Source organism: Neoalteromonas arenosi (assembly GCF_030362855.1).
In the GTDB taxonomy this organism is placed as follows: domain Bacteria; phylum Pseudomonadota; class Gammaproteobacteria; order Enterobacterales; family Alteromonadaceae; genus Alteromonas_E; species Alteromonas_E arenosi.
Genome location: NZ_JAUCBP010000002.1, coordinates 201,425 through 213,803, shown reverse-complemented (window position 1 = coordinate 213,803; position 12,379 = coordinate 201,425). Strand labels below are relative to the sequence as shown.

The window sequence follows — 12,379 nt, the reverse complement described above, 5'->3', positions numbered from 1 at the left end:
CCCTTTGCGGATTAATGACAATAAATTATGTCTCCTGGGATATTTGCCAGTCCATTCATGTCCCTGGCCGATGCTATTAAACTAGGAAGTTGATTCGACGGCTTTTGTGCAAGCTCGGCTCGTATCGAGAAGCCTGCGGTCGTGATGATATTTCCGCCCTGAACTTTCGGTTCACGGGCGAACAGTGGACAGCGGTATTTTGGGAGACACCCTATTTTGACAGGAACAGAATGGCGGTTATCAATTTCGGTTCGATCAATATTGATCACGTATATCACGTAGAACACTTTGTTCAACCCGGTGAGACACTAGCGTCCGCCCAGTATCAGCAATTGTTGGGCGGCAAAGGTGCCAACCAGTCGATTGCCCTAGCTAAGGCCGGTGCCGATGTGCGTCATGTTGGACGCATTCACACCAACGATGCGCATATTAAACAAACGCTTATCAAACACGGTATTGATTGTAAGCATGTGCAATGTTCTGAGACGCCTTCAGGGCATGCCATCATCCAAGTAACACCCAGCGGTGAAAATGCCATTGTGTTATTTGGTGGTGCTAATCAAGAACTGGATGCCAAAACCGTTTTGGCCGCGTTAGATTCATCCAAATCAGAAGATTGGGTACTAACTCAAAACGAGACCTCAGCAATTGAAGACGTCTTAACTCAAGCCAAAGAAAGCGGTTTGAAAGTTGCGTTTAACCCTGCACCTATGACTGAGTCAGTAAAATCTCTGCCACTGGAGTGCATTGATTTGTTGATCGTTAACGAAGTTGAGGCGGCAGAGTTCGCGGGTACTGATGATTTAGCCGCAATGGAAGAATACTTTCATAACAATTGGCAACACGGCGAAGTCATTATCACACTGGGGAAACGCGGCGTGGTGATGCTGCGCAAAGGACAACGTATTGAAGTACCTGCGTTTGTTGTTGATGCGGTTGATACGACTGCGGCCGGTGATACCTTCATTGGTTACTTCTTAGCGGCATACACTAAACACACTGATGCCAAGCAAGCACTGGTTCGGGCCTGTGCTGCATCAGCACTTGCGGTTATGGTAGATGGGGCTGCACAGTCTATCCCAGACCTCGATAAAGTTAATAAGTTTGTGGCAAAACACACCTAATAAATCTTACATGGACACAATGTATGGCTCATAAAATTATTTTAGACACCGATCCCGGTATCGATGATGCAATGGCAATCTTCTTTGCCTTTCAATCGCCTGATATTGAAGTACTTGGTCTAACAACCGTATTTGGTAACGTGCCGGTAGAAATGTCAGCGCGTAACGCAGTAACGCTGTGTGATTTAGCTGGCCAAGATATACCTGTAACCAAGGGCGTTGGCATGCCCTGGGTTGGTCCAGAATCTACCTATGCGCACTTTGTGCACGGTGCCGATGGTTTTGGTGAAATCGACTTTCCGGCGTCTGATAAGCCGCTTGATCCGCGCAGCTCCGCGCAATTTATTGTTGACACGGTGCGCGCTAACCCCGGTGAAGTGACAATTGTCGCTATCGGACCGCTAGGCAATCTTGCGTTAGCTCTGCGCCTCGATCCGGAATTGCCGAAGTTAGTAAAAGGCGTCAAAATTATGGGCGGTGCGGCTTTTGTGCGCGGCAACGTTACGCCAGTAGCCGAAGCTAACATCTGGAATGACGCATATGCTGCGGATATCGTTTTTTCAGCCGATTGGGACCTAACCATGTTCGGTCTAGACGTCACAAACAACGTCCCGTTTGATCCGAGCTTTATGGATACGCTGGCCGACAAGAACGAAAAACTCGGCGGCTTTGTACAAAAGTCAGCGCAATTCTACACCGATTTTTACTCACAGAATCGAGAAGACCGCGTATGTTTCTTCCACGATGCCTTCCCACTTGCTTATATGATTGATGAAAGCTTGTTTGAAATTACCGAAGGTTATGCACGCGTCTCGACTGATCCGCTAAATCGGGGGCAAACAAGTGTCGCACCAGAAGGTACTACCGCCAGCCCACTATGGTTAGACGCGAAAAAGATCAAAGTCGCAACTGGCGTTGATCACGCGCGATTAACCCAGCTGTTTATTGATACTTACGCACTGTAAATAGCAATACCTGACTCGATGATTACGTCGAGTCAGGTACGTCACTTACATGTCGACTCCAACCTCTGAAAAGAAAGCCTTACGGCATCATTATCGCGCATTGCGACGCGGCTTAACTGCGCAGCAACAGCAAAGTGCCAGTGATGCCTTACTAACACATGTTGCCACCTACCTTGATAAAGTAAATCCTAGCGTTGTTTCCGGTTATCTGGCCAACGATGGCGAGATTGATATTGCACCTATCTTAGCGCTTTGTTGGCAACGAGATATCACGACCGTATTACCCATTGTCGATCCCAATAATACGCGTCAGTTGGTATTTGCCAGATACGACAGTTCAACCCAGTTGCGTGACAACACATACGGTATACCAGAGCCAGTTTTTAACCAGAATGGTCTTGTTCCACTTGCCGATATTAGTCACATTTTACTACCGTTGGTGGCGTTTAATCTCCATGGCCATCGTTTGGGTATGGGCGGTGGCTATTACGATACAACCCTATCGAGCAATCCACACACAGCCAAACTCATCGGTGTTGCCCACGATATTCAGCTGTGTGAGGACATTCCTATCGAGCCTTGGGATGTGCCGTTAGCGGGGATCTTCACTCCAAGTGGGTTTAGTTCCTTTTAATCTTTATTCCCGCTAATGCGGAAACCCAGCCTCAAGCACCCTAGTAATCCCTGCTTCGCCGTTAACTCAAAATCTAGATTCTTACCTTGGCTCAGCCGTTGCAGTAATTGTGTACTCTAAAAATGTAACTGTCGCCGTCATGGATGACGGCGCCAAGCTTACATGGATGTATTCACAGCGTGTTGCAGTTTTAGAGTGCACAATTGCTGCTAAAGGCGGGTTTCAACCTCGCTGGTTGATGGTTCCTAGATAATTACCGTAATTCCAAGGAGGTCCCGGCCTCCGCCGGGATGACGAGCATCTTCGACTAAATCACGATATAAGGAAAATCAATACAACAATCTCAGCCCTTGGAGTACACTAGCGCAAACTTAAAGAGAAGGCCCTACCATGACCCAAGATGAGAAGAAAAAAGCCGTCGCAATGGCCGCTGTATCCTATGTCACACCAGACAGTATTATTGGTGTTGGCACAGGTTCTACGGTCAATCATTTTATCGACGCATTGGCATCAATGAAAAACGATATTCAAGGCGCAGTTTCAAGCTCTGATGCTTCAACAGCTCGCCTACGCGCCCTGGGTATTGAGGTGTTCGATTTGAACAGCGTCAGTGAATTAGATATCTATGTTGATGGTGCAGATGAAATCACCGAGCACAAGCAAATGATCAAAGGTGGCGGAGCTGCGCTTACGCGCGAGAAAATTGTCGCGGCCGTGGCGAAACAGTTTATTTGTATTATTGACGACACCAAGCAAGTACCAGTTTTGGGTAAATTTCCACTGCCCGTGGAAGTTATTCCCATGGCGCGTTCGTACGTGGCTCGCGAAATCGTAAAACTCGGCGGCGATCCGGTTTATCGTCAAAACGTGGTGACTGACAATGGTAACGTGATTTTAGACGTACACAACCTCACCATTCTCGAACCGAGCGATTTAGAACGCAAGCTCAACAATATCGTTGGTGTAGTAACCAATGGCCTATTTGCCATGCGTGGCGCAGATGTTGTGCTAGTTGGTACTGACAATGGCGTAGAAACCGTAAAATAACGCAAATAAGGCTTTTAAGATCTGCTGACATCTGGTATTTTGCCGATTCGTTTAGACGTCCAGATGTCTGCTTTTCAATTCTGTTAGAGAATCAATCGTTATGAGCAAAGTGTCACTGCCAAAGGACAAAATCAAAATACTACTACTTGAGGGTTTACACCCCAGTGCAGTAGAAACCCTGAATAATAACGGCTATCACAATATTGAGAGTCTCAAGACATCACTACCTGAAGATGAGCTGATTGAGAAGATCAAAGATGTGCACTTTATTGGTATTCGCTCTAGAACACAGTTAAGCGCTAATGTCATCGCTGCGGCATCAAAACTGGTTGCCATAGGTTGCTTTTGTATTGGTACCAACCAGGTTGATCTCAACGCGACCCAAGCGCGTGGAATACCGGTATTTAACGCTCCCTTCTCAAATACGCGCTCAGTCGCTGAATTAGTGCTAGGCCAAATCATTCTTTTGTTGCGCGGAATCCCTGAGAAAAACGCCAAAGCGCACCGCGGCGAATGGCTTAAAAGTGCTATCGGATCTTATGAGGCTCGCGGTAAAACACTGGGTATTATCGGTTATGGTCATATTGGCACGCAGCTGAGCATTTTAGCTGAGCATTTAGGTATGCGCGTACAGTTTTACGATATCGAAGACAAGCTAGTATTGGGTAACTCTAGCCAAGTTAAAAGTCTGAAAAAATTACTCAACACTTCTGATGTAGTGACGTTACACGTGCCGGAAACGGCACAAACTAAAGACATGATTGGCGCTAAAGAAATTGCCCAAATGAAAGATGGCGCAATTTTGATCAATGCCGCCCGCGGCACCATTATTGATATCCCGGCGCTAGTCGAAGCCTTAGCAAGCAAAAAGCTCAACGGCGCTGCAATCGACGTTTTTCCGGTTGAACCAAAGTCCAATAACGAAGAGTTCGAATCACCATTACGCCAATTTGATAACTGTATTCTGACACCGCATGTTGGCGGTAGTACTCAAGAGGCGCAAGAAAATATCGGCATCGAAGTTGCCGGTAAACTGGCTAAATACAGCGATAATGGCTCGACATTATCGGCTGTTAATTTCCCTGAAGTATCGCTGCCAGCGCACACCGACACATCGCGCCTGCTGCATATTCACACTAACCAGCCAGGAGTACTTACGCAAATCAACCAAGCGTTTGCCGATAAACAAATCAACATTCTTGCACAGTATCTGCAAACCAACGAAAATATTGGTTATGTGGTGATTGACGTTGAGGCTAATCGTGCGGATGAAGCATTTGCTGAGTTAGAAAAAATTGAAGGCACAATCAAGTCGCGTATTCTGCACTAAGCAAAACGAATCGCCAGACATAAAAAAGGAGAGCATCTGCTCTCCTTTTTTGTTTGCTCTTAGCGTCACTTAAAAGAAGCTATATACCAACGTCACTGCAGTTTCAGTGTCTAGGTTATCAACGTCGTCAGCAACATCAGAGTTATGGTCGAGTTTAAGCGATAACTTCATCGAAAGATTGCCGCTAATTTTCGCTGTTAGTGCTGTAACCGCACGAGATTTAGTATTGTCTGAACCAATTTCAGTACTGAATGTCTGGGTGAATTTTGAGGTATCAGAAATAAACCACGCATAGTTAAATGCGCCACGTACAATCACACTGTCAAAATCTTCACCGGCTTGCGTTTCAGCGAAAGAATAACCTGGACCAATACTGTAGTCGAAACTACTGGTATCGTCTTCCCATACTTTCTGGTTCCAACCAGCAGCGATTGTAGTTTGCGACTTAAAGTTGCTGAACCGATCATCTTCGTATGAACCGAACACAAAGATACGGTGATCAGGGTTTTCTAACTTGTAGTTACCTTGCGCAGAAGCAAAAAGTTTTTGTGCGGTTGTTTCATCGACTTCTTCGCCGTCTGCGTTAGTCACTTGGTCCTGCTTGTACAAGCCTTGAACTAAATATTCGTTGCTCCAACCTTGTAACTCTTGAGTCGCTTTCAAACCTGCGTTCACCGATGTTGTCTCAGTGTTACCAGTGGTAAAAATCAGGCCGAACTCACCGTCCATTGTAAACGTCTTATCGTCTTCTGCGGTGGCGGCAAACGAGGCCAGAACAGCCGTTGCAATTAGTAATTTTTTCATCTCATTTCCTTGTAGTTAATCTGTTTTGGCCCATCAGTGTGTTAACACCGCTATTGTATGTTTTTTAGTCTGTGGTGCAATCAAAAGAATTGATACACCAACGCAATTGACGTTTCGGTATCCAAGTTGTCTTGACCCGCGTCATTCATGCCGCTGTTATAGTTCATAATAAACGACAGCTTCATAGCCAATGAATCCATGATTTGCGCTGAAATTGAGGTCTCAGAGCGTGAACGGGTTGCATCACTATTCGCTTCAGTACTCAAAAACTGACGCAATTTTGCGCCAGTGGCTAACTGTTGTTTATACTCAACTGACGCGCGAACGATAAAACCATGATTTTCATTATCGGTGTCACCATCATGATCAATGGCAATGCCGTAACCCGGTCCAATGCTGTAGCGAAATTGATAGTCATCTTCATCGATGGCCTTTTGTGCCCAGCCAGCAGCTATTGCCGCTTGATACTGATAGGCGCTAAAACGGTTGTTGTCGTACTCACCAAATACAAACAAACGATGATCAGGATTTCCTAGTTTGTAATCCATTTGCACGGTGCTGTAGAACCGTTGAGCGGTCACATCGCGAATATTTTCGCCCTCGCGCTCTACTTCACTTTCTTTGTAAAGCATCTCTAAACGATACTGATTACTCCAATTCTGCGTCTCTTGGTCAGCGCTTAGCGCACCTTTAATGCTTGCAGCATTGGTATTACCTGAAGCGGTGAGAAAACCAAACTCCCCTTCCAAGGTGAAACCTTCTTCAACTGCTGTATCTGAGCCCACGTCAAAATCTGCAACATACAGAGATTTCATGATATTCGTGGCAGCTGATGCTTGGTTACAAAACAAAACGCTACCGGCCAAAAGTATTAGCTGCTTTTTCATAGTACTGTTTTAGTTGTTATTGCAGGATCATACTCGCTACGCGAGCGGTATCTTTCTCAGTCGAATCGATAATTGATTCTATCTGCTCATCAGTTAGCGCTAGCGCAGGTTGAGTATCGTCTTCCCAAAGCTTTAACGCGCGGTAACGTTCCGCATTCGCTTGGTATTCTGTTAACTGGGCAGCGAACGTCATAATCGCGACATCGGCATCTTGCTTGACGCGAGCGGTGTTGTGCATTTGCGCAATGGGATAATACAGCGGTAATGGCAGTTTCCAGCGCTCTAATATCGCACCACTACATTGCGCGAAAGCAAACCCCAACTCGTGCTGTTGACGTTGCCATGGTAAGCCTTTGGCGTCGGGGTGGTTAATTTTGCGAAAAGTGTCTGCGGCATTTTTAGCGATCACTAAATCTGCCAATCCTTGGAGGATCCCCATAGCAAAAAATCGGTCACTGGCGCGCTTCTTTAATATCAACGCTGTGTGCTTCGCAGCCATACCGCAATACACTGAATTATGCCAATGCCGCTCAATATCAACTAATTGGGAGTCAAAGTGTTTAAACGCCAGCGATGCTGTTTCAGCCATAACGATGTTGTAGAGGGCTTCACCACCAATTACACTGATCGCTTTAGTCACCGAGCTGATTTGGCTTGGAAACCTGAATAATGCGCTATTAGCTAATCGCAAGACCTTGGCACTGAGGTTGGGATCAACAACTATCAATTGAGCGATATCATCGAGATCATGCTTGCCGTCGTCTAACATCGCTCGCAGTTTTACGCAAACTTCGGGCATAGTAAACGACTCAGATGCTTGATCAGCGAACTTCTCGATAGCCATGAAATACCTCAACACTTCAAATCCGCTATATTATACCCTCAATAAATGCTTGGCTTAAGGCTTTTTTCCAGCCTAAACGCATATTTCTGACATGAATAATTATTCTCCGCTCATGTCATCGCCAAACAGATCCCCCTGCCCTTGATTGCTCACTGATTGCCCTGCTTTTTTGGCCCGAGCGGCGCGAGCGCGGCGCTGACATTGTTGGATAATAATACGCTTAGCTGCATCATTGATCTGTGGCCAATAAATGCGTTCTTCACGACTGCGAAAACAACCTTTACAGAAACCTCGCTCGTTAGCTTCACACACACCAACACAAGGGCTGGGAATATCGAAAAATTCCAGTTGGGCAAGTTGAGGATTAGGTGCTTTTTTTGCCATACCAAGTTCGGTTGTATCGCAGGCTTCGTCTTATCCAAGATACGGTAAGTACCATTCCTGTAACAGTGAAAAACAAAGCGATTATTGCAGCGATGATAAGTAGTGGATTATTAAAGTTGTCGCGCGTTTCATAATCCATGATATGCAACATCCAGAAAATATCAAACAATCGCCAAATATCGCTGCGTACCTTGAGCACCTGTCCAGTATATGGGTGAATATAAAACGTGGTATTTATCCAATCATCAAACTGCGCGGTATAAACGGGGAATTGTATCCCAGACGCTTCTGCCGGCGGCTGCTCTACCCAATACATACTTTGTAGATTTCCGTTGCCAAGGTATTGGCGCTTAATAAATGCCAATAACTGCTCCACCGACAAAGGCTCGAGCATTTGTTGGGTATTACTTGTGGCATCCATAAATACGGTATGACCATCGAAATCTGTTAGCTTCAGGACTGGCTGTTCAATTCTCATAGTCCACTCTACACGGTGCCAATCAGCCGGATTAATGGTATATGGTATAGTATTTGATGAATCTGCTAACTCAACAGCAGGGTGTGGTGCTACAAGGGGCTTTCCATGCACCCAGTTAAGCGGCACCGCGCTCATATATAAGCCACCAGCGATCCACAACAAGACCTGAATACCAATCAGCACACCAATCCATTTGTGCAGTTTCATCCAAATCCGCATTGTTCACCTCTACATACGTCATACGTGCGACCAACCTTTTGGCTAGTAAAGCATATTTTGTCGTCGAGACACATAAAAAAACAGCGCCCAAGGGCGCTGTTTTGCTATTTATTAGTGATTCCGAACTCAGCGTTTTTTCGCTTTTGGATTCGGCATGTCTGTAATGCTACCTTCAAAAATTTCAGCAGCCAAACCGATCGATTCGTTCAAGGTTGGGTGAGCATGGATAGTCAATGCAACATCTTCAGCATCCGCCCCCATCTCGATAGCAAGACCAATTTCACCCAGCATTTCACCGGCATTAGTACCCACAATCGCACCACCGATAACGCGGCCAGTGTCTTTGTCGAAGATCATCTTCGTCATACCATCGGTCGCTGCCGACGCAATCGCTCGTCCTGATGCTGCCCATGGGAAAGTTGCAGATTCGTAGTTAACACCCTGCTCTTTGGCTTCTTTCTCGGTTAAACCTACCCAAGCTACTTCTGGCTCAGTGTAAGCTACTGAAGGAATGCAGCGCGGGTCAAAGTAGTGCTTCTTACCCGCAATAACTTCTGCCGCAACATGACCTTCGTGTACTGCTTTGTGCGCCAGCATCGGCTGCCCTATCACATCACCAATGGCGTGAATGTGGCTAACGTTAGTGCGCAATTGCTTATCAACATTGATGAAACCACGCTCATCGACGTTAACTCCGGCTTTTTCAGCGTCGATTAACTTACCGTTTGGTTTACGACCAACCGCAACAAGTACTTTGTCATAGCGCACTGGCTCTGCCGGGGCTTTCTTACCTTCGAATGACACGTACAAGCCGTCGTCTTTCGCTTCAACCGCAGTTACCTTAGTTTCAAGCATAAGATTAAACTTGCCTTTCAACGTTTTGGTATAGACCTTAACGATATCTTTGTCAGCAGCTGGAATAAGCTGGTCTAGGAACTCCACTACGTCGATGCTTGAGCCTAACGCGTTGTACACTGTCCCCATTTCCAAACCAATGATACCGCCACCTAGTACCAACATCTTCTCTGGAATGTCGGCCATTTCGAGTGCGCCAGTTGAATCAATTACGCGAGGATCATCAGCGGGAATAAACGGCAACGAAACTGGCTCAGAACCCGCAGCAATGATAGCGTGTTCAAAGGTGATTGTGGTTTTGCCATCTTTGCCTTCTACTTCAAGTGTGTTGGCGCCGGTAAATTTACCGTAGCCTTGGACATGCTTAACTTTGCGCATTTTCGACATGCCAGCTAGACCTTTGGTTAACTGGTTTACAACACTGTCTTTCCAAGCGCGAATTTTATCGAGGTCAAATGTCGGCTCGCCAAAAGTAACGCCGTGGCTTGATAGATGTTTTGCTTCCTGAATGACTTTAGCTACGTGCAGCAATGCTTTAGAAGGAATACACCCTACATTAAGACAGACGCCACCTAGCGTTTCACGCGCATCAACGACCACTGCATCCAAACCTAAATCCGCTGCTCTAAATGCAGCTGAGTAACCACCAGGACCAGCACCTAACACTACTACCTGAGTTTTTATTTCGCTCATTACGACCTCAATTAAATTCCAAAACACACTGCCTTGTAACTGCCAAGGCATACGCTTGCGCAGATTCTAATCGCCTGCGCTCGGATGTGCAAAAATATTCAGTGAAATAAACGCTTATCACACTGAAATCCTATGTTTACAGTAAAATCTGACGTAAATCGCCCAAGACATTACTAAGGTGTACAGCAAACCTTGCCGCAACCGCACCGTCAATAACACGATGGTCGTAGGACAGCGATAACGGCAGCATTAAACGCGGCTCGAATTCCTTGCCATTCCATTTCGGCTTCATTTCGCTTTTCGATACGCCCAATATGGCGACATCCGGTGCATTGACGATCGGGGTAAAGGCCGTACCTCCGATACCACCAAGACTAGAAATTGTGAAACAACTGCCCTGCATATCAGCCGCTTTTAATTTTCCATCGCGCGCTTTCACACTGATATCCATCAATTCGCGGGATAGCTCCAACACGCCCTTCTTGTCGACGTCTCGAACCACTGGAACGACCAAACCTCCCGGCGTGTCCACTGCAATACCGATGTGATAATATTTTTTCTGAATTAACGATTCACCCGATTCAGACAGCGATGTATTGAACACCGGATAAGCCTTAAGTGCATCAGCTACAGCCTTCATCATAAATACCAAAGGCGTGATTTTAACGCCAAGCTTACGCTTTTCAGCAACCGCATTTTGCTCTTTGCGGAATGCTTCTAAGTCAGTAATGTCGGCTTCTTCAAACTGCGTAACATGGGGGATCGTCACCCAGTTTCGATGTAAATTAGGGCCAGAAATCTTCTGAATACGCGTTAGCGGTACTTCTTCAACCTCACCAAATTTACTGAAATCTACCTTGGGTGGAGCAAGTACTTGTAAACCGCCACCGCCGGCAGATACATTGGCGCCTGGTGTCATCTTCGGTCGTGACAACTCGTACTTCACATAAGACTGAACATCTTCTTTTAAAATACGGCCTTTTGAGCCTGTCCCGCTGACCTGGGTTAAGTCAACGCCAAACTCGCGCGCTAAACGGCGTACAGAAGGCGAAGCGTGTACTTTACCTGACGGCTTCTTCTCGCCTGCTGATGGATGATGCGGTACGGGCGGCGGCTTAGGTGCAGCAGCTTGCGCGGTTGGCGCCGCTTCTGCTGGTGCGGCTTTAGGCGCTGCTGACTCAGCAGCAGGCGCTGGCGCTGCACCTTGAACTTCAAGGGTTAACACTAAACTGCCAGCGGACACTTTGTCGCCTACTTTAATTTTAAGTGCCTTAACAACACCGTCTTGTGGCGCGGGCACATCCATTGTGGCTTTATCAGTTTCCAATGTGATCAAACCGTCTTCTTCTGCAACGGAATCACCTTCGGCAACCAACACTTCAATAACATCAACATCTGTGGCATCACCGATATCGGGCACCGTTACCTCAATGACTTCGCTTGCTCCGCTTGCTGGCGCTTCCGCTTTTGTGGCGGCTGGTGCAGGGGTACTTTCAAGTGCCTTATTTGACGAACCCGAAGCACTCTCTAACTCTAATACCACTGAACCTTCTGATACCTTATCGCCAACTTTAACCGCAATAGACTTAACCACCCCCGCTTGCGGAGCTGGCACATCCATTGTGGCTTTATCCGTTTCCAATGTGATCAAACCGTCTTCTTCTGCGACGCTATCACCAACACTGACTAAAACGTCGATGATATCTACATCAGCGGCATCCCCAATGTCAGGTACTTTTACGGTTACCACCGAGCCGCCAGCGCTAGCATTATCTGCTGCTGAAGATTCAGGCTCAGCAGTTGCTGGCACTTCGTCCGCAGCGTCTTTTTCTTCTGCAGCAGGCGCTTCTGATGCAGACTCGGCTGCGTCTGCGGCACTGAGTTCAGCCAGCAAATCGCCCTGTTTGATTTTGTCGCCGACCTTAACCTTGAGGCTCGCCACCTTACCTGCAAATGGCGCCGGTATATCCATACTGGCTTTATCACTTTCGACAGTGACCAGTGAGTCATCCTCGGCGACTTCATCGCCTTCTGCGACACAGAGTTCGATAACTTCAACTTCATCATCACCGACATCAGGTACTAATACTTCTTTAGTGCTCATTTATCTTCTCC

12 protein-coding genes and 1 other RNA gene are annotated in these 12,379 nt (G+C 46.7%); 6 read left to right on the top strand and 7 right to left on the bottom strand.

Features of this window, described 5'->3' with window-relative positions:
- Positions 1–28: 28 nt before the first annotated feature.
- The 6 genes from ssrS (at position 29) to serA (ending at position 5,100) form a co-directional block, all read left to right on the top strand.
- Positions 29–210, top strand: a non-coding RNA gene (gene ssrS, locus QTP81_RS02960) — 6S RNA.
- Positions 211–230: 20 nt separating this feature from the next.
- On the top strand, positions 231–1,124 hold the full coding sequence (locus tag QTP81_RS02955) for a ribokinase (RefSeq protein ID WP_289363611.1): 894 nt from the start codon (positions 231–233) through the stop codon (positions 1,122–1,124).
- A gap of 23 nt (positions 1,125–1,147) precedes the next feature.
- The gene (locus tag QTP81_RS02950; RefSeq protein WP_289363610.1) at positions 1,148–2,089 is read left to right on the top strand and encodes a nucleoside hydrolase; all 942 of its coding nucleotides are present in this window, start codon (positions 1,148–1,150) and stop codon (positions 2,087–2,089) included.
- Positions 2,090–2,138: 49 nt separating this feature from the next.
- Positions 2,139–2,723 carry a 5-formyltetrahydrofolate cyclo-ligase gene (locus QTP81_RS02945; RefSeq protein WP_289363609.1) on the top strand — a complete coding sequence of 195 codons (585 nt, stop codon included), beginning with the start codon at positions 2,139–2,141 and terminating at the stop codon, positions 2,721–2,723.
- 390 nt (positions 2,724–3,113) lie between these two features.
- Positions 3,114–3,770 (top strand): ribose-5-phosphate isomerase RpiA, encoded by a 657-nt coding sequence (rpiA, locus tag QTP81_RS02940; protein WP_289363608.1) that lies wholly within the window; start codon positions 3,114–3,116, stop codon positions 3,768–3,770.
- Positions 3,771–3,870: 100 nt separating this feature from the next.
- On the top strand, positions 3,871–5,100 hold the full coding sequence (gene serA, locus QTP81_RS02935; RefSeq protein ID WP_289363607.1) for a phosphoglycerate dehydrogenase: 1,230 nt from the start codon (positions 3,871–3,873) through the stop codon (positions 5,098–5,100).
- A gap of 69 nt (positions 5,101–5,169) precedes the next feature.
- Here the strand turns inward: serA and QTP81_RS02930 are convergent, their stop codons facing one another.
- The 7 genes from QTP81_RS02930 to aceF form a co-directional block, all read right to left on the bottom strand.
- A complete protein-coding gene (locus QTP81_RS02930; RefSeq protein ID WP_289363605.1) occupies positions 5,170–5,904 on the bottom strand; it encodes a DUF481 domain-containing protein in 735 nt (244 codons plus the stop codon).
- An 80-nt stretch (positions 5,905–5,984) separates the two neighbouring features.
- Complete coding sequence (locus QTP81_RS02925; RefSeq protein WP_289363604.1) at positions 5,985–6,791, bottom strand: DUF481 domain-containing protein; 807 nt, start codon at positions 6,789–6,791, stop codon at positions 5,985–5,987.
- A 16-nt stretch (positions 6,792–6,807) separates the two neighbouring features.
- Positions 6,808–7,635 (bottom strand): HDOD domain-containing protein, encoded by an 828-nt coding sequence (locus QTP81_RS02920; protein ID WP_289363603.1) that lies wholly within the window; start codon positions 7,633–7,635, stop codon positions 6,808–6,810.
- Positions 7,636–7,734: 99 nt separating this feature from the next.
- A complete protein-coding gene (locus QTP81_RS02915) occupies positions 7,735–8,019 on the bottom strand; it encodes a DUF1289 domain-containing protein (protein ID WP_289363602.1) in 285 nt (94 codons plus the stop codon).
- Complete coding sequence (locus QTP81_RS02910; protein WP_289363601.1) at positions 8,000–8,716, bottom strand: PepSY domain-containing protein; 717 nt, start codon at positions 8,714–8,716, stop codon at positions 8,000–8,002. The genes QTP81_RS02915 and QTP81_RS02910 overlap by 20 nt, the downstream gene beginning before the upstream one ends.
- A gap of 126 nt (positions 8,717–8,842) precedes the next feature.
- Positions 8,843–10,264: a dihydrolipoyl dehydrogenase gene (gene lpdA, locus QTP81_RS02905; RefSeq protein ID WP_289363600.1), complete on the bottom strand. Its 1,422-nt coding sequence runs from the start codon at positions 10,262–10,264 to the stop codon at positions 8,843–8,845.
- Between the two features lie 136 nt (positions 10,265–10,400).
- Complete coding sequence (gene aceF / locus QTP81_RS02900; RefSeq protein ID WP_289363599.1) at positions 10,401–12,368, bottom strand: dihydrolipoyllysine-residue acetyltransferase; 1,968 nt, start codon at positions 12,366–12,368, stop codon at positions 10,401–10,403.
- Positions 12,369–12,379 lie beyond the last annotated feature (11 nt).

What these genes read in the sequence shown, in the direction of transcription:
- QTP81_RS02955 (WP_289363611.1), top strand. Translation starts at nt 231, where the DNA reads ATGGCGGTTATCAATTTCGGTTCGATCAATATTGATCACGTATATCAC.
- QTP81_RS02950 (WP_289363610.1), top strand. Translation starts at nt 1,148, where the DNA reads ATGGCTCATAAAATTATTTTAGACACCGATCCCGGTATCGATGATGCA.
- QTP81_RS02945 (WP_289363609.1), top strand. Translation starts at nt 2,139, where the DNA reads ATGTCGACTCCAACCTCTGAAAAGAAAGCCTTACGGCATCATTATCGC.
- rpiA (WP_289363608.1), top strand. Translation starts at nt 3,114, where the DNA reads ATGACCCAAGATGAGAAGAAAAAAGCCGTCGCAATGGCCGCTGTATCC.
- serA (WP_289363607.1), top strand. Translation starts at nt 3,871, where the DNA reads ATGAGCAAAGTGTCACTGCCAAAGGACAAAATCAAAATACTACTACTT.
- QTP81_RS02930 (WP_289363605.1), bottom strand. Translation starts at nt 5,904, where the DNA reads ATGAAAAAATTACTAATTGCAACGGCTGTTCTGGCCTCGTTTGCCGCC.
- QTP81_RS02925 (WP_289363604.1), bottom strand. Translation starts at nt 6,791, where the DNA reads ATGAAAAAGCAGCTAATACTTTTGGCCGGTAGCGTTTTGTTTTGTAAC.
- QTP81_RS02920 (WP_289363603.1), bottom strand. Translation starts at nt 7,635, where the DNA reads ATGGCTATCGAGAAGTTCGCTGATCAAGCATCTGAGTCGTTTACTATG.
- QTP81_RS02915 (WP_289363602.1), bottom strand. Translation starts at nt 8,019, where the DNA reads ATGGCAAAAAAAGCACCTAATCCTCAACTTGCCCAACTGGAATTTTTC.
- QTP81_RS02910 (WP_289363601.1), bottom strand. Translation starts at nt 8,716, where the DNA reads ATGCGGATTTGGATGAAACTGCACAAATGGATTGGTGTGCTGATTGGT.
- lpdA (WP_289363600.1), bottom strand. Translation starts at nt 10,264, where the DNA reads ATGAGCGAAATAAAAACTCAGGTAGTAGTGTTAGGTGCTGGTCCTGGT.
- aceF (WP_289363599.1), bottom strand. Translation starts at nt 12,368, where the DNA reads ATGAGCACTAAAGAAGTATTAGTACCTGATGTCGGTGATGATGAAGTT.